17 protein-coding genes are annotated in these 25,402 nt (G+C 65.7%); 12 read left to right on the top strand and 5 right to left on the bottom strand.

Annotated elements, in window-relative coordinates; genetic code table 11:
* Positions 1-20 precede the first annotated feature (20 nt).
* The 4 genes from HUT07_RS18295 to HUT07_RS18280 form a co-directional block, all read right to left on the bottom strand.
* Positions 21-2,078, bottom strand: a complete 2,058-nt coding sequence (locus HUT07_RS18295) for a TonB-dependent receptor (protein WP_176022111.1) — start codon at positions 2,076-2,078, stop codon at positions 21-23.
* Between the two features lie 231 nt (positions 2,079-2,309).
* Entirely contained in the window at positions 2,310-5,432 is a 3,123-nt protein-coding gene (locus HUT07_RS18290) for an efflux RND transporter permease subunit (RefSeq protein WP_176022110.1), read from the bottom strand.
* A gap of 31 nt (positions 5,433-5,463) precedes the next feature.
* Entirely contained in the window at positions 5,464-8,697 is a 3,234-nt protein-coding gene (locus tag HUT07_RS18285) for an efflux RND transporter permease subunit (protein WP_176022109.1), read from the bottom strand.
* Positions 8,698-8,771: 74 nt separating this feature from the next.
* A complete protein-coding gene (locus tag HUT07_RS18280) occupies positions 8,772-10,013 on the bottom strand; it encodes an efflux RND transporter periplasmic adaptor subunit (protein ID WP_176022108.1) in 1,242 nt (413 codons plus the stop codon).
* Positions 10,014-10,199: 186 nt separating this feature from the next.
* Here HUT07_RS18280 and HUT07_RS18275 point away from each other — a divergent pair, with 186 nt between their 5' ends.
* The 12 genes from HUT07_RS18275 (at position 10,200) to HUT07_RS18220 (ending at position 23,569) form a co-directional block, all read left to right on the top strand.
* Positions 10,200-11,519 (top strand): M20 family metallopeptidase, encoded by a 1,320-nt coding sequence (locus HUT07_RS18275; RefSeq protein WP_176022107.1) that lies wholly within the window; start codon positions 10,200-10,202, stop codon positions 11,517-11,519.
* Positions 11,520-12,077: 558 nt separating this feature from the next.
* A complete protein-coding gene (gene queF, locus HUT07_RS18270) occupies positions 12,078-12,896 on the top strand; it encodes an NADPH-dependent 7-cyano-7-deazaguanine reductase QueF (protein ID WP_176022106.1) in 819 nt (272 codons plus the stop codon).
* 201 nt (positions 12,897-13,097) lie between these two features.
* Positions 13,098-13,391: a LysM peptidoglycan-binding domain-containing protein gene (locus HUT07_RS18265; RefSeq protein WP_025878595.1), complete on the top strand. Its 294-nt coding sequence runs from the start codon at positions 13,098-13,100 to the stop codon at positions 13,389-13,391.
* 47 nt (positions 13,392-13,438) lie between these two features.
* Positions 13,439-13,942, top strand: coding sequence for a hypothetical protein (locus tag HUT07_RS18260; RefSeq protein WP_176022105.1), 504 nt, complete (start codon positions 13,439-13,441; stop codon positions 13,940-13,942).
* Positions 13,943-14,192: 250 nt separating this feature from the next.
* The gene (locus tag HUT07_RS18255) at positions 14,193-14,945 is read left to right on the top strand and encodes an RHS repeat-associated core domain-containing protein (RefSeq protein WP_254898892.1); all 753 of its coding nucleotides are present in this window, start codon (positions 14,193-14,195) and stop codon (positions 14,943-14,945) included.
* Positions 14,946-15,730: 785 nt separating this feature from the next.
* Positions 15,731-17,953 carry an NADP-dependent isocitrate dehydrogenase gene (locus HUT07_RS18250; RefSeq protein ID WP_176022103.1) on the top strand — a complete coding sequence of 741 codons (2,223 nt, stop codon included), beginning with the start codon at positions 15,731-15,733 and terminating at the stop codon, positions 17,951-17,953.
* A gap of 395 nt (positions 17,954-18,348) precedes the next feature.
* Positions 18,349-19,296: a hypothetical protein gene (locus HUT07_RS18245; RefSeq protein WP_176022102.1), complete on the top strand. Its 948-nt coding sequence runs from the start codon at positions 18,349-18,351 to the stop codon at positions 19,294-19,296.
* A complete protein-coding gene (locus tag HUT07_RS18240; RefSeq protein WP_176022101.1) occupies positions 19,289-19,837 on the top strand; it encodes an ATP/GTP-binding protein in 549 nt (182 codons plus the stop codon). Before HUT07_RS18245 ends, HUT07_RS18240 begins: the two co-directional genes overlap by 8 nt.
* The gene (locus tag HUT07_RS18235; RefSeq protein WP_176022100.1) at positions 19,830-20,246 is read left to right on the top strand and encodes a roadblock/LC7 domain-containing protein; all 417 of its coding nucleotides are present in this window, start codon (positions 19,830-19,832) and stop codon (positions 20,244-20,246) included. Before HUT07_RS18240 ends, HUT07_RS18235 begins: the two co-directional genes overlap by 8 nt.
* Before the next feature lie 52 nt (positions 20,247-20,298).
* Entirely contained in the window at positions 20,299-20,658 is a 360-nt protein-coding gene (locus HUT07_RS18230) for a hypothetical protein (protein WP_176022099.1), read from the top strand.
* 145 nt (positions 20,659-20,803) lie between these two features.
* Positions 20,804-22,534 (top strand): bifunctional isocitrate dehydrogenase kinase/phosphatase, encoded by a 1,731-nt coding sequence (gene aceK, locus HUT07_RS18225; RefSeq protein ID WP_176022098.1) that lies wholly within the window; start codon positions 20,804-20,806, stop codon positions 22,532-22,534.
* 159 nt (positions 22,535-22,693) lie between these two features.
* Positions 22,694-23,569 (top strand): energy transducer TonB, encoded by an 876-nt coding sequence (locus tag HUT07_RS18220; protein ID WP_343203035.1) that lies wholly within the window; start codon positions 22,694-22,696, stop codon positions 23,567-23,569.
* Positions 23,570-23,627: 58 nt separating this feature from the next.
* On the opposite strand, the gene HUT07_RS18215 is transcribed toward HUT07_RS18220, so the two are convergent.
* On the bottom strand, positions 23,628-25,202 hold the full coding sequence (locus HUT07_RS18215) for a sensor domain-containing diguanylate cyclase (protein WP_176022096.1): 1,575 nt from the start codon (positions 25,200-25,202) through the stop codon (positions 23,628-23,630).
* Between the last annotated feature and the right edge of the window lie 200 nt (positions 25,203-25,402).

Raw genomic sequence — 25,402 nt, 5'->3', positions numbered from 1 at the left:
ACTACCGGTTTACCGTTGGCCTACATGTCGAACCGCACGCTCAGCGCGAAGGTGCGCGGCAGGCCGACGCCGGCATTGGACCAGTACCTGCGGTTGGCCAGGTTCTCCACGCTGGCACGCAGGGTCACCGGGTGGCCGGAGGCCAGCAGGCGGTAACCCACGCCGGCGTTGACGAGGGTGTAATCGGGCAGCTTCAGCGTGTTGTCGGCGTCGTACCAGACATCGCCGTAGTAACGCACGGCGGCATAGGTCTCCAGCCCTTCCACCCACGGCAGCTGGTAGGTCGCGTGCAGCACGCCGCTCCAGCGCGCAGCGCCGGCGGTACGGTTGCCTTCCTGCGCCGCACTGCCCGGTGACAGCTTGTCGTAGGTCGGGTCCAGCCAGGTCACGCCACCGCCCACGGTCAGCGCGTCGCTCAGGTGCAGATCGGCGCTGGCTTCGATGCCTTCGTACAGGGTAATGCCATCCTGCACCAGGCGCTTGCCTGCATCGGTCAGCTGATCGATGTTGGCGCCGCGCTCCAGGCGGAAGGCAGCAACGTTCGCGTTCCAGCGATCCGCTTCGACCTTGGCGCCGATCTCGTACTGCTTGCTGATGGTGGGGTCGAGCACGTCGCCGGCATTGATGTAGCTGTTGCCCACGCGGCCGCCTGCTTCCAGCGACTCGATGTAGCTGGCATACAGGGTGACCGCTTCGCTGGGCTTGAACATCACCGCATAGGTCGGAGTGACCGGATACGTGTGGTAGGCGCCCTTGGTCTCGAAGTCGTTGTAGCGCCAACCGGCCAGCACCGACCAGCCATGGCCGAGGTCGACGGTATCGCTGACGAATACGGCCTTCTGCACGGTCTCGTCACCGCGCGTCATCGCCCGCGAACCAACTGCGTCGTGGCGGATGTCATGGCGCTGGTACAGGTTGGCGCGGCCAATGAGGTTCCACTCGTAAGGCCGATCCCAACCCAGCCCGGTCTGGTGGCTGACACCGGCCACCAGCTGGTGCTGCAGCGGTCCAGTGCTGAAACTGCCCTGCAGCAGCGCCTGCGCCAGCTTCCATTCGCTCTTGCCGCCGAGCTCGTAGACGTTGACGTCGTAGTCGCCGTTGAGGTCATCGATGTAGGCGAAGATCTTGTTGACGTCGTTCCACGAGGTGGTGACGCCATAGCTCAGGCTGGCCTTCCAGTCGCTGTTGATCTGCCAGTTCAATGCCGTGGACAGCAGGCTGGAGCGGGTGTCGTAGTAGGTGCCAGGCACGCTGTTGTCGACATCGCCGGCGATCGGCCGCGGCAGCGATGTCAGGCCACGGAAGTAATACTGCGGTGATTCCTCGCGCAGGTCGCGCGACTGGAATACGCCATCAAAGGTCCAGGTGAGGGCATCGCTCAGGCGCGCGTCCAGCGACAGTGCGCCGACCTTGCGATCGACATGGCCGCCGTTGAAGGTTTCGCCCTTCTCCTGGTAGGCGTTGAAGCGGTAGCCGAACATCTGTTCGTTGCCGAAGCGGCCGCCGACATCGATGCCGCCGCTGACGATGCCCTGCTCGCGCCAGCCGAGCTGGGCGGAGAAGGTCGGTACTTCGGTGGGCTTCTTGGTGATGTAGTTGACGATGCCGCCCGGTGCGCCAAAGCCGTACAGGAATCCACCGGGTCCCTTCAGCAGGTCGACCTGTTCCATCACTTCCAGCGGCCATTCGGTACCCCAGGACGAGACCTGCAGGCCGTTGACCCGGTAGCTGTCGAAATTCAGGTCGATGCCGCGGTTGCGGATCGGCGAACTCCAGCCGCTGGCATAGGCACTTACCTGCGTGGTGACCGAAGGATCGAGCAGGAAGGCTTCGCCCAGCGACACGACCTGGCGCTGTTCGATCTGCTCACGGCCGACGGCGGTGATCGCAAATGGGGTATCACGCAGGGCGCGGTCGCCCAGGGCGCCGGCTTCGGTGTGGGTACGCTCGGCGATGACCTTGATCGCGTCCAGATCGGTGGCGGAGCGGGGTTCGGCCGGAGCTTCGGCGTGTGCAGTGCAGGCGGCGGACAACGCTATGGCCAGCACGGCCAGGCGGGGAGAATGAAGGGGCAACATCGATGGAGATCCTCGGCGGGCGGCCACGGGCCATCCGCCCATGCATGGGGGGAAGAGGTCGGTGGCTGGGATCACGCAGGCATGCCGGCAACGGCAGCGGGGCGCCTCAAGGGGCGCAGGACCATGGCTGGATGAGAATTGTTCTCTTTTCGTTACAGCGCGTCAAATCCAGGCGGCGTGCGGACCAACGGTCCGCACCCGTAGATCCACGCCATGCGTGGATGGGCGTTGCTACGCCCGCTGCGCACGCCTGAGCAGCTTCGCCTCACGCCTGCGTGCACGCCGTGCCTTCCAGCGCTCGGCCAGGCACGAGAAGATCACGTACAGCGCTGGCGTGCTGAGCAGGGTCAGGCTCTGCGAGAACAGCAGGCCGCCGATCATCGCGATGCCCAGCGGGCGACGCAGCTCGGAACCTTCGCCCAGGCCGATCGCCAGCGGCACCGCCGCCAGGATCGCCACCATCGTGGTCATCATGATCGGGCGGAAACGCACGATGCTGGCTTCCCGTGCCGCCTCGCGCGGGGTCAGCCCATGTTCGCGCTGCGCCACCAGCGCGAAGTCGATCATCATGATCGCGTTCTTCTTGACGATGCCGATCAGCAACACCAGCGCGATCATCGAGATCACCGACAGTTCGGTGTTGGTGCCGAACAGCGCCAGCAACGCACCCACGCCGGCCGCCGGCAGCGTGGACAGGATCGTCACCGGGTGGATCAGGCTTTCGTACAGGATGCCCAGCACCAGATAGACGGTCAGGATCGCCGCCAGCACCAGGATCAGCATGTCGCTGGGGTCGGAGTTGAAGCCGAAGCCCGCGTCATCGGCCAGGCGGATGTCACCGGGCATGCGCATGCCGGCCACGGTGCTGTCGATGATGGCCTTGGCCTCGCCCATGCTGACGCCGGGGGCGAGGTTGTAACTCAGGTCCATCGTCGTGTACTGGTTTTCATGGGTGATCTGCGAGGGCGCCAGGCCCGGCGCCTGCCTGGCCACCGCTGTGATCGGTACCATCTCGCCGTTGCGTGCGCGCACGTGCACTTCGTCCAGCGCCGAGGGCGTGGCGGTCTGCGACGGCAGCGCGTTGACCACCACGCTGTACTGGTTGATGTCCGAGTAGATGGTCGAGATCTGGCGCTGGCCGAAGGCGCCGTACAGCGCACCGTCGATGGCACCGACCGAGATGCCCAGGCGCGCGGCCTTGGCACGGTCGATCTCGATGTTCTGGCGCAGCCCGGCGTTGTCGACGTCGGTGCCGACATCACGCAGCTTCGGGTTCTTCTTCAACGCCGCCTGCAGCTTGGGCAGCCATTCCTGCAGCGCGGCCAGGTCGTTGCCCTGCAGCGAGACGCGGTACTGCGCGCCCTGGCTGTTGCCACCACCATCATTGCTGGGAAGGTCCTGGATCGCGCGCAGGCGCAGCTGCAGGTCCGGGTAACGGTCGGCCTTCGCACTCAGTCGTGCCAGTGCATGTGCGGTGGTCTCGCGGCGGCCTTCCTTGCGCGACTTCAGTTCGACATTGAACTGCGCGCTGGAGCCTTGGCGGCCACTGCCCAGGCGTACGCCCACGGTCTTCACCGCCGGGTCGGCCATCAGCATGTCGGTGATGCGGCGCTGGCGGCTGACCATGTCCTCGAAGGACACCGTCGCACTGGAGTTGGCACGGCCCCAGATCAGGCCGGTGTCCTGCGGCGGGAACGCACCCTTCTTCACCGCACCGAACAGGAAGATGGTGACGCCGATCAGGATCAACGGCGTCAACGACAGCAGCAGCGCATGGCGCAGCGAAAAATCAAGGAACACGGTGTAGATGCGCAACATCCGCTCGTGACCGGCATCGAGCCAGCGGCCGAAGCGCGACGGTGCCGCCTTGTGGTCGTGCGCGCTGAGGAAGCGGCTGCACAACGCCGGGGTCAGCGTCAGTGAAACGATCATCGACACCACGATGGCCGCCACCAGGGTGACGGTGAACTCGCGGAAGAACGCGCCCATCATGCCGCTGGCGAACAGCAGCGGAATGAACACTGCCACCAGCGAGGCAGTGATCGAGACGATGGTGAAGCCGATCTCGCGCGCACCGGCGAAGGCCGCCTGCATCCGCGGCATGCCCTCGTCGAGGTGGCGCATGATGTTCTCGATCACCACGATCGCATCGTCGACCACGAAGCCGATCGCGATCACCAGCGCCAGCAGGCTCAGGTTGTTCAGGGTGAAGCCCATCACGTACATCACCAGCGCGGCACCGGCCAGCGACAGCGGCACGGTGACTGCGGCAATCAACGTCGGCGCCAACCGGCGCAGGAACAGCGCCATCGTCAGCACCACCATCGCCAGGCTGATCAGCAGGGTGATCTGCACTTCATGCAGCGACGAACGGATGGTCGGGGTGCGGTCGAAGTAGGGCGTCATCGTGGTGCCCGGCTGCAGGTAGTCGCGCAACGCGGGAATCTGCGCCTTCACCCGGTCCACGGTTTCGACGATGTTGGCGCCGGCACGGGTGAACACATACATCACCACGGCCGGTTTGTGATCGAACCATGCGGCCTGGTAGGCGTCCTGCTGGCCGTCGTAGACGTTGGCGATGTCCTTCAGGCGGATCACCCGGCCGTCGCCCTGGGTCTTGACCACCAGATCGGCGAAGTCGGCGGCGCGTGCGACCGAATCGTTGGCGATGATCGCGGTGGTGGTGTTGCCATCGCTGAGGAAGCCGGTGGGCGAGGTCACGTTGGCCGCGCGCACGGCATTGCGCAGGTCGTCGGCGGTCAGTCCCAGCGCGTTCATCAGGCGCAGGTTGACGTCCACCCGCACTGCCGGCGTCGACGCGCCGGCGATATCCACCGAGGCGACACCGCCGATCTGGCGGATGCGCTGGGCCAGCAGCGAGTCGGCGACGTTGTACAGCTCATCGGCGGACTGCGTCTGCGAGGTCAGCGCGATGGCGATCACCGGGTCGTCGTTCGGGTTCGCCTTCTGGTACATCGGCGAGCCCATGCCCGAGGGCAGGTCGGCCTGCGCCGAATTGATCGCCGTCTGTACGTCCAGCGCGGCCGAATCGATGTTGCGATCGCTCTGGAAGATCATGAACACCAGCGAGCTGCCTTCCGAGCTCGACGAGCGCATGCGGTCGATGCCCGGCAGCTGGCCGAGATGGCGTTCCAGCGGTGCGGTCACCGTGGAAGCCATGGTTGCCGCGTCCGCACCGGACTGGCTGGCGTGCACGAAGATCACCGGGATCTCGATGTTCGGCAACGCCGACACGCCCAGCCGCAGGTAACAGATCACGCCGACCATGAACAAACCGATGGCCAGCAGCGCAGTGCCGATCGGACGGCGGATGAAGGGGCCGGACAGGTTCATCGTTCGGCCGCCCGACGGCTCGGGGCCAGGGTCATGCCTGCGGCTCCTGCAGCGTGCCATCGCGCAGCGCGCGCTGTTCGCGGCGACGTGCAAGCCATTCCGAGAAGCGTTCCATGTACAGGTAGATCACCGGCGTGGTGTACAGGGTCACCAGCTGCGAGAGCAGCAGGCCGCCGACGATGGCGATGCCCAGCGGGCGACGCAGTTCCGAGCCGATGCCGGTGCCCAGCGCCAGCGGCAACGCGCCGAGCATCGCCGCTGCGGTGGTCATCATGATCGGGCGGAAGCGCAGCAGGCAGGCGCGGCGGATGGCCTCGCGCGCGTTGGCGCCGGTGCGCCGCGCCTCGATGGCGAAGTCGACCATCATGATGCCGTTCTTCTTGACGATGCCGATCAGCAGCACGATGCCGACGATGCCATCCACCGACAGGCTCAGGCCACAGACCATCAGTGCCAGCAGCGCACCGACGCCGGCCGGCGGCAGGGTCGAGATGATCGTGATCGGGTGGATGTAGCTCTCGTACAGCACGCCCAGCACGATGTAGATCACCACCAGCGAGGCCAGCAGCAGCCACACCACGTCGGTCTGGCTGCCGGTGAACTCGGCGGCCTTGCCGATGAACTGCGCATGCACGTGCGCCGGCATGTCCAGGCTGGCCTTGGTCTCTTCGATGGCCTTGACCGCATCGGACAGCGAATAGCCCGGCGCAACGTTGAAGGACACCGTCACCGCCGGCAGCTGCTGCTGGTGGCTGACCAGCAGCGGTGCGCTGGACACCTTGGCCTCGGCCAGCGCCGACAACGGGATGATGCTGCCCGCACCGACGGTGATGCCGGTGTTCTGCGCACCGATCCCGGTGGCGGTGGACGAGTTGGACGAGGTGACCTGGCCGAAGCTGGTGGCGTTGGTGCCGGTCAGCGCGCCAGCGCCGTTGGAGGCGACCGCCAGCTGTTCCATCAGCGCCGTGCTGGTGCGGAACTGCGGCGCCACTTCCAGCACTACCCGGTACTGGTTGAGCTCGGTGAAGATGGTCGAGATCTGGCGCTGGCCGAACGCATCGTAGAGCGTATCGTCGATGGTCTGCATCGGCACGCCCAGCACGCTGGCCTTGTCGCGGTCGATGTTCAGTTCAAGCGCGCGGCCCTGGTTGGACAGATTGTTGTCGACGTCGGCCAGTTCCGGGCGCTGGCGCAGTGCCTGGGTCAGGCGGTTGGCCTGCAGTGCAACCTCCGCGCTGTCCACGTCCGACAGCGAGTACTGGTACTCGGTGGCGGCCACGCGGGTATCCAGGGTCACGTCCTGTACCGGTTTCAGGTACAGGGCCACGCCGGGAATGCCGGCGACGGACTTCTGCAGGCGCGGCAGGATCTCATCCAGTCCATCACGCTCGCCGCGCTCTTTCAGCACGATCGACAGCTGGCCCTGGTTGAGCGTGGGGTTCATGCTGCCGGCGCCGATGAAGGCCGACACGCCGGTCACGTCCGGGTCCTTGCGCAGCGCTTCGGCCACCTGCTTGGTGCGCTGCTCCATCTGCGGGAACGCGATGTTCTGGTCGGCCTGGACCACGGCGGTGATCAAACCGGTGTCCTGTTCGGGCAACAGGCCCTTGGGAATCAACACGTACAGCAGCACGGTCAGCACCAGCGCGGCAGCGGCCACGGCCAAGGTGAGGGGCTGGTGTTCCAGCACCCAGTCCAGGCTGCGCTCGTACAGGCCGACGGTGCGCGTCCACAGGTTCTGCTTGCCTGCCGCGGCGGCACGCTCGTGCGCGTCCTCGCCCTCCGGCAGCGCATCGGGCTTGAGCAGGTAGGCACACATCATCGGGGTGAGCGTCAGCGAGATCAGCATCGACAGCACCACCGCGATGCTCAACACCCAGGCGAACTCGTGGAACAGGCGGCCGGTGACGCCGGGCATCAACAGCAGCGGCAGGAACACCGCCACCAGCGAAACCGTCAGCGACAGCACGGTGAAGCCGATCTGGCGCGCACCGATCTCGGCCGCTTCCTTGCCGCTCTTGCCTTGTTCGATGTAACGCACGATGTTCTCGATCATCACGATCGCATCGTCGACCACGAAGCCGGTGGCCACCACCAGCGCCATCAGCGAGAGGTTATCCAGCGACATACCGGCAAAGGCCATCACCGCGAAGGTGCCGGCCAACGACAACGGCACCGCCACCGAGGGAATGATGGTGGCCCAGAACCGGCGCAGGAACACGAAGATCACCGCCACCACCAGGCCGATGGTCAGGATCAGGGTGAACTGCACTTCATGCACCGACGCACGGATGGTCTCTGTACGGTCGGAGAACACTTCCAGATGCACGTCGGCCGGCAGCACGCCCTGCAGCTGCGGTAGCAGCGCGCGGATGCGCTCGACCGTCTGCACGATGTTGGCGCCCGGCTGTCGCCGTACTTCCAGCAGCACGGCCGGCTTGCCATCGGCCCACGCGGCGAGCTGGTCGTTCTCCACGCCGTCGACCACTTCGGCTACGTCGGACAGCCGCACCGGGCGGCCGTTCTTGTAGCTGATGATGGTGTCGCGGTATTCGGCGGCGCTGGCCAGCTGATCGTTGGTGCCGATGCTGTAGGACTGGGTCTTGCCGTTCAGTGAGCCCTTCGGCGCATTGACGTTGGCCTGGGTGAGCGCGCTGCGCAGCTCTTCCAGGGTCAGGCCCATGTTGGACAGCTGCGCCGGATTGACCTGGATGCGCACGGCCGGGCGCACGTTGCCGGCGATCGACACCAGGCCCACGCCCTGCACCTGCGACAGGCGCTGGGCGAGGATCGAGTCGGCGTAGTTGTTGACGTCACGCAGCGGGCGCGTGTCCGAGGTCAGTTTCAGGGTGACGATGGCCGCGTCGGCCGGGTTCACCCGGTTGTAGACCGGCTGGTACGGCAGCGACGAGGGCAGGGTGGCCTGGCGGATTGCGGCCTGCACGTCCTGTGCGGCGATGTCGATGTCGCGGTCCATCGAGAACTGCAGGATGATCGTCGACAACCCCGCCGAGGAATCGGAGGTCATCAGTTCCAGGCCGGAGATCTGCCCGAACTGGCGCTCCAGCGGCGTGGTCACCAGCGAGGCCATGGTGGTGGCGTTGGCACCCGGGTACTGGGTCGTCACCACCAGGCTGGGCGCATCGATTTCCGGCAGCGCCGACACCGGCAGCTTGCGGTAACCAAGAATGCCCAGCAGCAACAGACCTGCCATCAACAGCGAGGTCGCGATGGGACGGCGGATGAAGATCGTCGAAAAGCCCACGGACTGATCCTTGCTGGCGCTTCAATGGCAGCGCCGGCATCGATGCCGGCGCGAAGGGAAAGGGTGGCCTGCGCTCAGCGCGGACCACCACCACGACGGCCGCTGCCGCCACTTTTCTGTTCGGCGGCCTTCAGTTCGGCCTCGGTCGGCGCGGCCGGCGTTTCGCCCGGTTTCAGCGCGGTCACCTTGCTGCCCGGCTTCAGGCGGAACTGGCCTTCGCTGACCACGCGCTCGCCGCCCTTCAGGCCTTCGGCGATCTGCACCTGGCTGTCGCCCACTTCCACGCCGCTGCGCACGGTCTGCATCTTCACCGTGTTGTCGCCCTGCACAACGTAGACGTACTCGCCATCGGGGCCACGCAGCACCGCCTGGGTGGGGATCACCACGCCGCCGCCGATGGTGCGCAACTGCATGCGCACATTGACGAACTGGCCCGGCCACAGGCCGTTGTCGGTGTTGTCGAACACCGCCCGCGCCTTGAAGGTGCCGCTGTCGGCACTGATCAGGTTGTCGACCACGTCCAGCTTGCCGTCGCCGCTGAGCACGTGCGAATCGGCGCGGTCCAGCGCTGCAACCGGTACGCTGCCGGCGGCCTGCGCCTGGCGCACGTCGCCGAGCTGGCGCTCGGGCAGGTTGAACAGCACGTGGATCGGATGGATCTGGGTCAGGGTGACCAGTGCGGTGCCGGCGTTGACCACATTGCCGGCGTCGACCGCGCGGATGCCGGCGATGCCGGTGATCGGGGCGGTGACCTTGGTGTACTGCAGCTGCACCTGCGCCGAGCGCATGCTCGCTTCATTGGCGGCGACTGCGCTTTCGTACTGTGCCACCTGGTTTCGTTGTGTATCCAGATCGGTCTTGGCCACGAACTGGCGGTACTCCGGCGCGTTCGAGCGCTGGTAGTTCGAGCGCGCGGTGGCCAGCAGGGCCTCGTTCTGGCGCTTGGAGGCGACGGCCTGGTCATAGCTGGCCTGGGCGGTGCGCGGGTCGATCACCGCCAGCACGTCGCCCTTCTTCACTTCCTGGCCTTCGCGGAAATTGAGGCTCATCAGCTGGCCGCCCACCTGCGGGCTGACGGTCACGGTGTTCATCGCGGTTACCGTGCCCAGCGCGCTGGCATACACCGGCACGTCCTGGCGTGCGGCATCGATCACGGTCACCGGCACCGGGCCGGCATCGGGATCCTCACCGCCCTGGCGGGCACCGGCTTCCTGCCCAGTGGCTTTGTCCTTGCCGCCACCGAGTACGCGCAGGCCAACCACGGCCAGCACCAGTACCGCCACGACCAGCAGCACGATCTTCCAAACACGTGACATTCAAGACTCCAAGAGGGCTGGACGGGGTGGCACCCCGGGTGGCAATGCGCAAAGCATACCTGTGGCCCACCGGGTTTCCTGCATGACGGATGGGACGGGCGCTCAGACCGGTGGGGGACGGTGGAGGTTCCCGTGGCGACGAGGTTGCCCTACATTCAGGTGCAGACCCCTTCCGTGGAGATCGAGATGCGCCGTTCGTTGCTGCTGTCCGCCCTGCTGCTGGCCCTGCCGGCCCTTGCCCATGCCGAGGACGCCCAGCGCCCGGAAGTGACCGCCGCCGCGCAGCGCCTGCAGGCCAAGGTGGTTGAATGGCGACGCGATTTCCATCAGCACCCGGAACTGTCCAACCGCGAGGAGCGGACCTCCGCCGAGGTCGCCAAGCGCCTGCGTGCGATGGGACTGAAGCCGAAGACCGGCATTGCCCATCATGGCGTGGTGGCGATCATCGAAGGCGGCAAGCCAGGCCCGAAGATCGCCCTGCGCGCGGACATGGATGCCCTGCCGGTGACCGAGCAGACCGGCCTGCCGTTCGCCTCCAAGGCCACCGCGCAGTACCGCGGGCAGACCGTAGGCGTGATGCACGCCTGTGGCCATGATGCGCACACCGCGACCCTGCTGGGCGTGGCCGAAGCGCTGGTGGCGATGAAGAAGGACCTGCCCGGCCAGGTGATGCTGATCTTCCAGCCGTCCGAGGAAGGCGCGCCGCCGCCGGAGGAGGGCGGTGCTGCGCTGATGCTGAAGGAAGGCCTGTTTGCCGACTTCAAGCCCGAGGCGGTGTTCGGGCTGCATGTGTTTTCCAGCGTGCAGGCAGGGCAGATCGCGGTGCGCGGTGGCCCGTTGATGGCCGCGTCCGATCGTTTCGGCATCAAGGTGATCGGCCGGCAGACACATGGCTCTGCACCGTGGAACGGCGTCGACCCGATTGTGGCCACTGCCGATCTGATCGGCACCGCACAGACCATCGTCAGCCGCCGCGCCAACCTCTCCAAGCAGCCAGCAGTGCTGACCTTCGGCGCGATCAACGGTGGCATCCGCTACAACATCATTCCCGATGAAGTGGAGATGGTCGGCACCATCCGCACCTTCGACGAGGGCATGCGCCAGCAGATCTTCGCCGACCTGCGCAATGTGGCCGAGCACACCGCGGCCGCGCACGGCGCCAAGGCAGTGACCGACATCTACGAATCGGAGGGCAACCCGGCCACGGTAAACGACCCGGCGCTGACCGCGAAGATGCTGCCGAGCCTGCAGGCGGTGGTGGGCAAGGACAACGTGTACGAGCCGCCGCTGCAGATGGGCGCGGAGGATTTCTCGCTGTACGCGAAGGAGGTGCCGGGCATGTTCTTCTTCGTCGGCTCGACCAGCGTGGGCATCGATCCGGCGACGGCGCCGGCCAATCATTCGCCGAAGTTCCTGCTGGATGAGAAGGCGCTGGATGTTGGATTCCGTGCGCTGCTGCAGGTGAGCCTGGATTACCTGCATGGTGCCGGCACCCCGGCGGGGTGAGGGTTACCGGCAGGGCTTGCAGCCCTGCACCCGCAGAAGCCGGAGCAACGTCAACGTCAACGGCAAAAGCGGGCATCCCGTGGGATGGCGGGGTGGGTCCGGTGGCAGGGGACGCTGCAAGTACGTCCATGTAAGCTCGGTCGCCGCATCCATGCGGCTCACGCCCCTGCCACCGGACCCACCCCGCCTTCGACAGTTTCCTGCGGCTGTCGGAACGACATCCTGCTTTGGTGGGTGCCGACCGTTGGTCGGCACGGCAGACGTCATGAACGTCTGAAGGATCGGCTTTTGATCTTGATTTTCTGATCTTTCCCGTGGTGGTAGCCGCGTGCAGAGAATTGTCAGGGGCCGGGAGAGCAGGCGGGGCGGGGGTGTCCGCGGCATGGATGCCGCGGCCAAGCCCCCAGGGACGGGTTTACGGCGTCCCCCGACCCGCCTGCTCTCCCGGCCACGCCGATAGACCGCCTTTCGCGACCAGCCAACACAACCACCACGGAGGGGCTCCGCCGTTGGCCGACCCGGCCGAAGGCCCGCCCTCCGCGCGATACAATGACGCCCATGAACACCCCACAGGATTCCAGCCTCGGTCGCGAGGTCAGTTACCCGTCGCAGTACGATCCCGGCCTGCTGTTTCCCATCCCTCGCGTCGGCGCCCGCGCCGAGATCGGCCTCGACGAGGCCGCGCTGCCGTTCGTTGGCCACGACCGCTGGCACGCCTTCGAGCTGAGCTGGCTCGACCCCCGTGGCAAACCGCAGGTCGCTGTCGCCACCGTGCAGGTGCCGTGCACCTCGCCGCGGCTCATCGAGTCGAAGTCGTTCAAGCTGTACCTCAACTCGCTCAACAGCACCCGCCTGGACAGCGCCGACGCCCTGCGCGAGCGCCTCGTCGCCGATCTGTCTGCCTGCGCCGGTGCCCCGGTCCAGGTGGCGTTCGGGCTGCCGCCGCTGCACGAGTCGCCGCTGGGCGAGTCGATCGATGGCCTTGATGTGGACATCGACTGCTACGGCCCGCCGCAGGCGGATTATCTTGCCGCCGATGCGGGCAACGTGGTGGAAGAGACCCTGGTCTCTGCCTTGCTGAAGTCCAACTGCCCGGTCACCGGCCAGCCCGACTGGGCCACGGTCAGCCTGCGCTATCACGGCCCGAAAATTGATCGTGCCGGCCTGCTGCGTTATCTGGTCAGCTACCGCGAGCACGCCGAGTTCCACGAACAGTGCGTGGAGCGCATCTTCAGCGAGGTCTCCGCACGCTGCCAGCCGCAGTGGCTGGAAGTGGAGGCGCGCTACACCCGTCGCGGTGGCCTGGACATCAACCCGTGGCGCGCCAGCCCCGGTATCGCCGCCCCGGCCGCGACCTACCGCGAACTGCGACAATAAGCGTCGCCGGGCATGGCCCGGCGCTACCGTGGGGCCACCCTGTGACGGGTAGCGCCGGACCATGCCCGGCGAGCCCAGCGGCGGTGTTCCGCCTCGATTGTTCATGCGCCCCGGGGGCCGGCTTCACATCGGCACCATCCCCATTTAACAACCTCTATGACACCGTGCCAGCCATGTAGTCATACAGACGGGAGTGTGTGGATGAGTACCGAGAAGAAAGCCGATTTCTCCGGCGTCAGTGGCAGCGTCGACAGTACCGCCCAGCAGGTCCCCAAGGCGGACTTTTCCGGCGTCAGCGCCTCGGTGGACAGTACCGCCGAAGTGGTCAGCGGTGGCACCTACACCGTGCAGAAGGGTGATTCGCTTTCGAAGATCGCCAAGCAGCATCTGGGCGATGCCAACGCCTGGAAGAAGATCTTCGAAGCCAACCGCGATGTGCTCGACGACCCGGACAAGATCTTCCCGGGCCAGACCCTGAAACTGCCGCCGAAGTAATACCGGCGATCCAATCGCCGTCCGACAATCCCTGGGAGGAACCCCGAATGATCAAGACGACCCCGCTTCAGAATGCTCTGCTGGCCGCGCTGCTGGGCAGCGTCGCCCTGGTGGGCTGCAAGAAGAAGGAAGAAACCGCAGACACCAACGCCGCTCCGGCGGCAACCGCGCCGGCCGAAGCGCCCGCTCCGATGACCGGCGCGCCGCCGCCGATGGCTGCATCGGCCGTCGCTGTGTCGGCCGTCACCGTTGGCAAGTCTGCCGCTGCTGACAAGTCGGTGGCCACGGCCGCCCTGTTCGCGCCGAAGGATGATGTGGTCGTCTCGGTGAAGACCGATGGCGCAGCCAACAATGTCACCGTCGGCGCCAAGCTGACCTTCCAGGATGGCCAGGTGGCCGGTGAGCAGAACGCAACCCTGAACACCAGCGGTGCCGAGACCACCAACATCACCTTCAAGAATGCCAATGGCTGGCCGGCCGGCAAGTACCGCGCCGAAGTCATGGTTGATGGTAAGGCGGCCGGAACGCCGCAGGAGTTCGAGGTCAAGTAAGTCCCGCCGACTCTCTCCCGGTTGGACTCACGATGGACGCAGCCGCGAGGCTGCGTCTTTTTTTCTGGGCGATGCTTGATCGAGGGGGATCTCGGGTACGCTGAACGGGATACGAAAATGTGGGAGGGATGGGAGGCTCGACTGGATTGTTCTCACGCTGGCAATGGCGTCGGCGGACGGTGAAGTAGTCACCTATGTTCATACGGATGCACTTGGGAGTCCGGTGGCTATTACGGACTCACACGGGAACGTGATCGAGAGATTTGCATACGAACCTTATGGCTCTGTCGTTGGAATCGCCGCGGCAGATGGTCCCGGTTACTCAGGCCATGTGTTTGATTCCACGACAGGTCTCAATTATATGCAGCAACGATACTACTCTCCCGAAATCGGTGCTTTTCTCAGTGTAGATCCCGTCGCTGCCTATGGTGGGAAGTCTTCCCTCTTCAACAGGTACCGATACGCCAATAGCAGTCCTTACAACTTTGTCGATCCGGACGGCAGAGTTCCTGTGGTTACGCGGATGAAGGACGGTTCGGTAAAAATCAGCTTCCCAACAAAGTTTTCAGGGGATGGTGCGACACCCAAGAACATAGCGACCTTCAAAGAGCAGGTGGCATCAATGTCAGGAACCTATGATATTGGCGGAAAGGAGACGCGCGTGACGGTCGAGGTCACTGACATTGATAAACGGACCCCGCGGGCCGCCCGTAATGAGATAAAACTTGTCAACGGGGAAACCTCCCACCGCAGCGGACGGAGTTTCGCGGAGTTAGGCGGAAAGAAGGCCGAGATCAATGTTCTGGATAGATTTGACAAGGGTGTTGTTCCTCATGAAATGTCACATCTTGGCGGTGTGGATGATCTTTATGACAAGACGACGGGGCAGCCAAATCCTGCGGGCGGCGACGGAATCATGAATAGGGTTCCTGGTGTGATTGACAGCCATGCCATCGGTGGAATCGTGGAGGGGGATTCGGCGGTTCAGAAACGGGAGCGTTGAGATGCTTGCACGGATTCTGGTTTTCTTCGCTTTCCTGTGCCCGCTCACTTCGTGGGCCCAGGAATTTAGTCTGTGGAGCTACAGTTGCGACCACTTCCTATATGGGGCCTGTCTTCGGGTGCCGACAGGCATGTCCGTGACCTATGAGGCACCTGTTGACTTCGGCGTGCACCGCGTCAGACGCGAGGATCGGGAAGTCGCGTTGATCTACGAGGGCGATGCACCTGAAAGGCCCGCTCCCGGAAGCACGCCGGAGCTGCGTTTCACAGAGAGCGGATACGCCGTGTCGGGATACGCAAAGGCGGAAGGACGTTCCACCCGGTACGACGTTTACGTTCGACCCAGCGTGTCTGGTGCCGGTTCGCTGCACATCCGAGGTGCTGCAGCGACAGCAGATGAACTCGCCAGCCTCGCCACCGTCGTTGGGGGATTCCGCATCTGCAGCTTCCAACAAAGCAAGCGCTCACAAACATTGATCTGTCCGAGGCGTGCCGAGTGGGGGCAGCGATTGTCGGAGTGGGTCATGCGTGCCTCAACGCGCGAGAAGTCGAACTAGCCATCAAGTCTCAGTTTCCAGGCCGGAAGCGAGCCAATGACGAAACACAGCGGTCCAGTACCGCCGCGTATGGCGCGGCTTTGCCCCGCGCGACTGAAAACGCGACAATGCGGGGGTTTCCCCGGCGCGCGCCCACCCTGACCGCGGCGGGGGAAAGCGACACGGTTGCACGTGGCCCGGCGCTGGCGCCGGCCTTCCCCTGAGCACTGCTACAGAGTCCAAGTCCCCCATGTCCAAGATCCTCTACACGCTGACCGACGAAGCACCGTTCCTGGCCACCCAGTCGCTGCTGCCGATCGTCGACGCCTATACCTCCACCGCCGGCATCGCGGTGGAAACCCGTGACATCTCGCTGTCTGGCCGCATCCTGTCGCTGTTCCCGGAACTGCTGAGTGATGCGCAGAAGGTCAACGATGACCTGGCCGAGCTGGGCCAGCTGGCGACCACCCCCGACGCCAACATCATCAAGCTGCCGAACATCTCCGCCTCGGTGCCGCAGCTGAAGGCGGCCATCAAGGAACTGCAGGACCAGGGTTATCCGCTGCCGGATTACCCGGAAACCCCGGCCGACGACCAGCAGCGCGACTACAAGGCGCGCTACGACAAGGTCAAGGGCAGCGCGGTGAACCCGGTGCTGCGCGAAGGCAACTCCGACCGCCGTGCACCGCTGTCGGTGAAGAACTACGCGCGCAAGCACCCGCACCGCATGGGCGCCTGGGCTGCGGATTCGAAGTCGCACGTCGCGCACATGGCTGCTGGTGATTTCTACGGCAGCGAGAAGTCGGCCACCGTGGCCAACGCCGGTGCGCTGAAGATCACCTTCCACGGCAAGGACGGCAGCGCCGTCGTGCTGAAGGAAAAGACTGCAGTCAAGGCCGGCGAGATCGTCGATGCCGCGGTGATGAGCCGCAAGGCACTGGCCGCCTTCATCGGCGAGCAGATCGCCGATGCCAAGGCCCAGGGCGTGCTGTTCTCGCTGCACCTGAAGGCGACCATGATGAAGGTCTCCGACCCGATCATGTTCGGCGTGGCGGTCAACGAGTTCTACAAGGACGTGCTGGCCAAGCACGCCGACGTGCTCAAGCAGGCCGGTTTCGATGCCAACAATGGCATCGGTGACCTGGCCGCGCGCCTGCCGTCGCTGCCCGAAGCCACCCGCGCCGCGATCGAAGCCGACCTGGCTGCCGAGTACGCGCAGCGTCCGGGCGTGGCCATGGTCAACTCGGACAAGGGCATCACCAACCTGCACGTGCCGAGCGACGTGATCGTCGACGCCTCGATGCCGGCGATGATCCGCGACTCCGGCAAGATGTGGAATGCCGAAGGCAAGCTGCAGGACACCAAGGCCGTCATCCCCGACCGCTGCTACGCCGGCGTGTACCAGGCCGTCATCGACGACTGCAAGGCCAACGGTGCCTTCAACCCGGCCACCATGGGCTCGGTGCCGAACGTCGGCCTGATGGCGCAGAAGGCCGAAGAATATGGCTCGCACGACAAGACCTTCCAGATCGCAGCCGATGGCGTGGTCAAGGTCACCGACGACGCGGGCACCGTGGTGTTCGAGCACGCCGTGGAAGCCGGTGACATCTGGCGCATGTGCCAGACCAAGGACGCACCGATCCAGGACTGGGTGAAGCTGGCCGTCGAACGCGCCCGCCTGAGCAGCACCCCGGCCGTGTTCTGGCTGGATGCCGCCCGCGCCCACGACGCGCAGGTCATCGCCAAGGTCGAGCAGTACCTGAAGGATCACGACACCAACGGCCTGGACATCCGCATCCTGCCGCCGGTGGAAGCGACCGCCTTCTCGCTGGACCGCATCCGCAAGGGTGAGGACACCATCTCGGTGACCGGCAACGTGCTGCGCGACTACCTGACCGACCTGTTCCCGATCATGGAACTGGGCACCAGCGCCAAGATGCTGTCGATCGTGCCGCTGATGGCCGGTGGTGGCCTGTTCGAGACCGGTGCCGGTGGCTCGGCCCCCAAGCACGTGCAGCAGTTCGTTGAAGAGGACTACCTGCGCTGGGATTCGCTGGGTGAATTCCTGGCCCTGGCCGCGTCGCTGGAGCACCTGGGCAACCGTTACGACAACGCCGCCGCCCGCGTGCTGGCCAAGGCGCTGGACGAAGCCAACGGCCAGTTCCTGGACAACGACAAGTCGCCGTCGCGCAAGCTCGGTGGCATCGACAACCGTGGCAGCCACTTCTACATCGCCCTGTACTGGGCGCAGGCCCTGGCTGCGCAGAACGAAGATGCCGCACTGCAGGCGCGCTTCGCACCGCTGGCCAAGGCGCTGAGCGACAACGAACAGAAGATCGTTGACGAGTTGATCGCGGTGCAGGGCAAGGCCGTGGACATCGGTGGCTACTATCGTCCGGACGTGGCCAAGGCCGCTGCCGCGATGCGTCCGAGCGCCACCTTCAATGCCGCGCTGGAGCAGCTGCGCGGCTGATCCATCGCTGCCCGGTTGGGATCTTGAAACCCGCGCTTCGGCGCGGGTTTCTTTTTGCCCGCTTGCCGTCGGCGTCCATCCACGCATGGCGTGGATCTACCAGGGCGTCCATCCAGGTGGCATGGATCCACCCGGGCTTCCATCCAGGTGGCATGGATCCACCCTTGCCTCCATCGACGCGCGGACCAGGTGCGACGGAAAACCGTGAAATCCGTCGCCTGTCGGAATGCCGTCAATACGGCATGAAACTTGCCCGCGATGGCCGTCGCAGAACGGACGAATGCGTGTTTGCCACTGCCACCAATATGAGCAGTCGATCACGGCGATGGCGGCAAGCCATGGCCTAGCCTTGGCGATGCGAGACCGCCGGGGAGGTGGTCGCACGGGGAACACGGATGGCACGCGTGCTTGTAGTGGGAACCGACATCCAGGGCGAACAGGCCCTGCTGCAGCGCCTGCGGTTGGCCTCGGCGTTGCCCGACGGGCAGATCCGTCGCAGCCAGGACCTGGACGACTGCGACCTGCTGGTGATCCGCGATACACCGGCACTGCGCAACGCGGCACTGCGCATGCGCCAGCAGCGCCCGCGGTTGCATTGCTGGATCGAGGATCTCGGTGGCCAGCTGCGCGAAGGCGATGGCGGCCAGGACGTATTGGATGATGGTGCGATCGGACGGGCACTGCGCGGGATGCAGGCCGGCACCGCAGCGACAGCGATCCGCCTGGCGGACGGCGCGCATGCGATTACCCGCCTGCTGCGCGAGCGCTTGCCCTTGCGGCAGGGCCAAGCGCTGTTGGGCGAGGGCGCAGAGCCGCTGTTGCTGCTTGACCTGGAACAGGACCAGGCGGTGCTGCTGCACGAGCCAGCCACGGTACTGGTGGAACGGCTGGCACAGGGCTTCGAGCATCTGTATCTGGACGCATTGCAGCCGGAACAGTTTCAGGCCCTGGCGGCTGACCGCGCGCGCCTGCCATTGCGTCCGTTGCTGTGGCAATGGGCGCAGCGCAGCCGCCACTGGCAGGCGTTGGATGAGCGCCTGCGCGGGGCGTCGGTGAAGCTGCTGCGCTGGCCGGATTTCCGCGTGCTCGGCCACGATCACGATGGCTTCCGTCTGTGTTCGCTGCTGCTCAAGCGTGCCTGCACGGTGGACGAATGCGCGATGCTGCTGGATCTTCCCGCCGCCGCCGTGCGCGATTTCATCCACGCCGCCTACCTGTGCGGTTATGCACAGCTGCAGGTTGCGCCTACCGCACCACTGTCGGGCGCACGTGCCGGACAGGCCGACAACGGCCTGCTCGCGCGCCTGTGGCGGACGCTGCGCGGGAGCGATCGCGATGCGTGAGCACAAGGTGGTGGTGCTCGGCGGCATGGGCAGCGGCAAATCGACCTTGGTCCGCAGCATCGCCGCAGGAGCGGTGGTCGACACCGATGTAGCCAACAGCGACCGCGCGGGTGCGGACAAGGCCTCGACCACGGTGGCGCTGGACTATGCCGATATCGACTTGCCCAACGGTGAAAGGCTGCGTCTGTATGGCACGCCCGGCCAGCAGCGCTTTGATTTCCTGTGGCCGATCCTGCTGCAGGGCGCGCGCGGTGCGGTGCTGCTGCTGGACGCGCGCCGGGCCGGGGTGGCCGCCGAGCTGGACGCCTACCTGCAGGTGCTGCGCCCGTTCGGTCCGGCGCTGGCCCTGGTGGTGGCGGTGACGCACCTCGACCAGGTGCCGGCAGCGGCACTGGATGACTGGGCCGATCGCGCCAGGCTCGATGACCAGCCGCTGCCGTTGCTGGCTGTGGATGCCCGTGATCGCGAACAGGGATTGCTGCTGATGGACGTACTGATGAGCGAAATGGAAGCGCATGCACTGGTGGCCGCACATGCCTGATGGACAAGGCGCGTCGTTGCCGGACGCGCAGCAGCGTGAGCGCCTGCACCCGTTGCTGCAGGATCTGCAGCAACGGGTGGAAGGGGTGAAGACCGTGGTGCTGGCCAGCGTTGATGGCTTTGCCCTGGTCAGCGCGGGTGCGGAGGGGCGCGGTGAACGCTTGGCGGCGATGACCAGCGCGATGCTGGCCCTGGCCGCCGCAGTGGGGCGCGAGCTGGCGCTGGGCGATCTGCAGACGCTGATGCTGGAGGCCGCCGGCGGCAAGGTACTGATGCTCGCCATCCAGGCCGAAGGTCGGGCGCCGCTGCTGTTGATGGCCGCCTGCGATCAGCGCAGCGTGATCGGCCAGGTGCTGTGGCAGAGCAGGGAATGTGGCCAGGCGATCCTGGCCGAACTCAGCGGATCGTGAGCCCGGCCGCAGGGGAACGAGGGGCTCGAACCAACATTGAGAGGGGTGCAACGTGGCTGGATTGAATGATTCGTTGACTGCACTGATGGGCATCGATGGCGCGCAGGCCGTGGCGCTGGTCGACTACGAGAGCGGCATGCTGCTGGGCGAAGCCGGTTCGGGCATGGACATGGAGGTGGCCGCGGCCGGCAATACCGAAGTGATCCGCGCGAAGATGAAAACCGCTGCCTCGCTCAACCTCAACGACAGCATCGAGGACATCCTGATCTCGCTCGGAAAGGCGTACCACATCATGCGCCCGGTGGCGAAGAAGAAGGGCCTGTTCTTCTACATCGTGCTGGACCGGACCAAGTCCAACCTCGCCATGGCCCGGCGCAAGGTGCAGGACGTGGAAGCCGAACTGGCGATCTGAGCGGTAGTGCCGGCCGCTGGCCGGCAACTGCCTGCCTCCAGGGGTTGCCCAGACGGTGCCGGCCAGCGGGCGGCACCGTCTGCGCGCTCGACGGCAGCACACACGCCAGCGTATGGTGAGGTCGGCTCCCCCGGATACGTCGTGCATGTCCGATCCTGTCACTGCAACCGAACTGGCACCACGCATCGCCGAGGCCATCCGTGATGGTTTCGAGGACTACCATGCGCGATTCGCCGCAATCACGGCGCGTGCCCGCGTGCGTTTCCAACAGCGCGACTGGGCAGCGGCGCGCCACGATGCGGTGGAGCGCATTGCCCTGTACGACCAGTGCATCGCCGAGCAGATGGATGCGCTGCGGCGGCTGGCAGGGAACGCGATCAGCGAACGCGCGCTGTGGCTGCAGGTGCACGTGCACTACAGCGCCCTGCTGCGGGGCCTGATCGATGCCGAGCTGTACAAGACCTTCTACAACACCTTGTCACGGCGGCTGTTCGCCATCCGCGGCGTGGACCCGGACGTGGAGTTCATCGCCTTCGATGTCGAGCCTTCCGACGCGATCACCCATCCGGTGGCGCGACATACCTATGCCGTCTCGCCGACGCGGCCGGTGGAGGCGCTGCAGCGGGTGCTGGCCGACTACCGCTTTGACGTTCCGTACGCGCACCAGCTGCGTTGTGCGGCCGCCATCGCCGTGCGCCTGCAGGACGATCTGGCGCACTGGGGCGACACCCCGGTGCGCAGCATCGAACTGCTCGATACCGTGTTCTACCGCGAGCGTCGCGCCTATCTGGTCGGACGCGTTTTTGGCGAGCACCGTTTCTCGCCGTGCGTGATTGCGCTGGTCAACGATGAGCAGGGCCTGCGTGCCGATGCCGTGCTGACCCGGCGTCGCGACGTGGCCCACCTGTTCGGTGTGTCGCGCAGCTATTTCCAGGCCGACCTGGGCACCGTTGGTGATGCGGTGGTGTTCCTGCGCAGCCTGCTGCCGGGCAAGCCGATCGACGAGATCTACACCGTGCTTGGGCGCGCCAAGCAGGGCAAAACCGAGCGCTACCGGACGTTCTTCCGCCACTTCAATGAACACCCGAACGAGCGCCTGGCGCATGCCGAAGGCACGCCGGGCATGGTCATGGCGGTGTTCACCCTGCCCAGCTATCCACTGGTGTTCAAGCTGATCCGCGACCGCTTCGCCTGGCCCAAGGCGATGTCGCGGCAGCAGGTGGAGGAAAAGTACGCCCTGGTGTTCAACCTCGATCGGGTCGGTCGCCTGCTTGACGCGCAGCCCTACCGGCACCTGCGTTTCCCCCGCGAACGCTTCGCCCCGGCGTTGCTGGACGAGCTGCTGCAGCAGTGCGCGCAGAGCGTGCGTCTGGATGGCGACGAAGTGGAGATCGCGTTGTGTTACGTGCAGCGTCGTTTCCGGCCGCTGAACCTCTACCTGCGCGAGCAGGCCGGCGAGGCGGTGCGTGCAGGGGTACTGGACTACGCGCAGGCGATCACCGACATGGCGCGCAACAACATCTTCCCCGGCGACATGCTGCCGAAGAACTTCGGTGTGTCGCGCCACGGCCGCGCCGTGTTCTACGACTACGACGAGTTGTGCCTGGTCAGCGACTGCGTGTTCCGCGCCTGGCCCACGCCACGCTCACCGGAAGAAGCGATGGCCGATGAACCGTGGTTCCATGTCGGCCCCCGCGATGTGTTCCCGGAGCGGTTCGGGCCATTCATGGGCCTGCCCGCGCAGGAGCTGGCAGCGGTGCGCGAGCATTATCGGCATCTGTTCGATCCCGCCTGGTGGCAGGGGCTGCAGGCGCGCTTTGCGGCGGGTGACTATCCGGACACGCCACCGTATTCGGGTGCGCAGCGGCTGGCGTGATCGACTGTACCGGCGGCAGCGTCTACAGGGCCTGCGACTGCGCACCCCGCTCAGGCAGCAGGCCTGAATCAGGCCATGACGCATGGTGTCGGCCGGCATGAATCCTCTGCGAAGATGCGCTAGTGTCGCTCACTCGTACCTGCACAAGGAGTGGCTGTGATGCGTTCTTCTCTTTTCCTGGCGTTGGCCCTTGCCGTAGGTGGCGGTGGCGCCCTGATCGATACCGCCGACGCGCAGACCGCGCGCGAGGTCCGCAAGCAGGCCCAGGCCAGCATGACCCTCAGCGGGGTCATCGACATCGGCCGCGAAGGCCAGGTTGAAGGGTTCCAGCTCGATCATCGCGAAAAAGTCGATGCGGGTATTGCCGGTTTCGTGGACAACGCCGTGCAGGGCTGGCGTTTCGAGCCGACGCTGGTCGAGGGCAAGCCGATGCAGGCACGCACGGCGGTACGCCTGCGTCTGATGGCCGACAACCCGGTTGAAGGCAGCATGCGTGTCCGCTTGGTCGATGCCAATTTCAGCAAGGTGGGTGGCGAACGCGAGGACAGCACCGACAAGGTGACCAGCAACAGACTGCGCGCGCCGGAGTACCCACCGCAGGCGTTGGCCATGCAGGGGGAGGGCACGGTCATGTTGATGGTCAAGGTCGGCCGTGATGGCACGGTGGCTGATGTGATCGCCGAGCAGACCAACCTGACCGTGGTCGGCCCCGAGCGCACCATGAGCCAGCTGCGCGATGTGCTGGCCAAGGCCAGCGTCAGGAACGCGAAGCGTTGGACGTTCACCCCGCCCACCACTGGCGAGGCGAAGGATCGCGACTTCTGGACCGTCCGCGTGCCGGTGCGATTCGCCTTCGAGGATTCGCGCGAGCGCTACGGCCGCTGGGCTGCCTACATTCCGGGCCCGCGCCAGCAGGCGCCGTGGAAGACCGGCGAGGAAACCCGGGTGGCCGGCACCGACCTGCTGCCCGAAGGCGGTGTGTACATGGTCGGACGCGCGCAGGAAGGCCCGCGCCTGCTCACCCCGCTGGGCTGATGCATCATTGCGGGATGCCCCGGGTCTGTCCCGGCGCATCCCGCCTCAATCACTGTGCTCAATCGGCGTGCGGGTACACCACGACCCGGTTGCGGCCCTGTTCCTTGGCCAGGTACAGGGCCTTGTCGGCCAGGCGCAGTGCCTGTTCCGGATCCGTGTGGAAACTGGGGAAGTGGGCCACGCCCAAGGACACGGTGATGGTGCCCACCGGCGCGAAGGGTTCGTCAGCGATGGCCTGGCGCAGGCGCTCGCCGGTCTGCCGGGCCGCTTCGATGCCAACGCCCGGCAGCAGCACCAGGAACTCCTCGCCACCGGCGCGGCACAGCACGTCGGTCTCGCGCGAATGGCGGCGCATCTGTTCGGCGATATGTACGATGGCTGCATCACCGACGTCGTGACCATGGCTGTCGTTGATCGACTTGAAGCGGTCGATATCCAGCGTCAGGATCGCAAACGGCAGGCCCTGCGCCTGCAGCGCGTCGAGCGCCTGCTGCAGCCCGCGGCGATTGAGCAGGCCGGTCAGCGGGTCGGTGCGGCTGGCGCGGTTGAGCGTGCCGATCCGGTCCTGCAGCGCATTGAAGCTGTACAGCACGGCCTGTTTCAGCTGCGCGACTTCGAAGTACCAGGCGCGGATGCCGTTGACGTGGCTGATCGCGTTGCCGGTGTCTTCGCCGTCCTGCACGTTGCGCGCCAGCTGCCACAGCGGCAGCGAAATACGTCGGGCGAACCACCAGGTGATCAGCAGCGACAGCACGCCCAGCGGAATGGCATTCCAGATCACCGCTGACATCAGGCGTGACAGCGGCTGCAGCGTCGCCTCGGTCGGGCGCTGCGCGACGATGCCCCAGCCGGTTGCCGCGACGGGTGCGTAACCGGCCAGCATCGCCACCTTGTGGTTGTTGCGCACCTGCTGTGCACCGCGCTGGCCGCGCATCACCTCTTTCACCGCCGGGTTGTTCAACGCGTAGGTACCCACTTCCTTGGGATTGATGTGGTAGATCAGGCGGCCATGGCGGTCCACCACGTACAGGTAGGAACCATCGCGGTAGTAGTGCGTACCCAGCAGGGTGTTGAGCGCGCTGCGCTGGCGCAGGTACAGAGTGCCGCTGACATAGCCGCGGTACTGGCCGCTGCGGTCGAACACCGGGTGCGAGATCGAGATCAGCAGCTTGCCGGTGGCCGACTGGTAGGGATCGCTGATCATCGGCTCGCGCCGCTCGAGCGCCGCCTTGCTGCCGGCGCTGCGCAGGATCTCGCCCTGCAGCTGCAGGCTCTGCGGCGAGGTCGCGATCACCCGCCCATCGCTGGCCACCACCAGTGAAGAATTGAAGCTGCTGGACTGCAGCTGCAGACGGCGGGCCTCATCCTGCGCCTGGGCAGGATCCATGTCGCTGTTGCCAAGCCGGTTGGCGGCATAGGCCAGCTGCTGCTGCGCGGCCAGCAGGAAGTTCTGCGTGGTCTCGGCCAGCTTGGTGGCATACACACGGTTCGCTTCCAGGGTGTTTCCCACCAGCTGGTCGCGCTGCACGCGATAGCTGGCAAGCAGCGTATTGGCCAGGGCGATGATCGCGCTGAGCAGGGCCAGGGCAAGAATCAGCTTGCCCAGGTTGAGCCGGGGGGACAGTGTGCGCATGCGGTTGAAGAATCGGGCAGGGCTGGACCCGCCGGATCCTCCGGATGGGGCAACAGCGGGAATCGGCGGCCCGGCCAGCACGGTCGGGGCGGAGAGTCAGGCATTTGTCCCGCAGATTATCGCCAAAACGCCGGGCCGCGAAGTGAAGCCGATTGTCCTGCTGCCACCCAAAGAAAAAGCCCCGCATCGCGGGGCCTTTC

The organism is Stenotrophomonas sp. NA06056 (assembly GCF_013364355.1).
Taxonomy (GTDB): Bacteria; Pseudomonadota; Gammaproteobacteria; order Xanthomonadales; family Xanthomonadaceae; genus Stenotrophomonas.
Note: the sequence above shows the minus strand (reverse complement) of the source record. Positions and strands in the feature narration are given on the sequence as shown.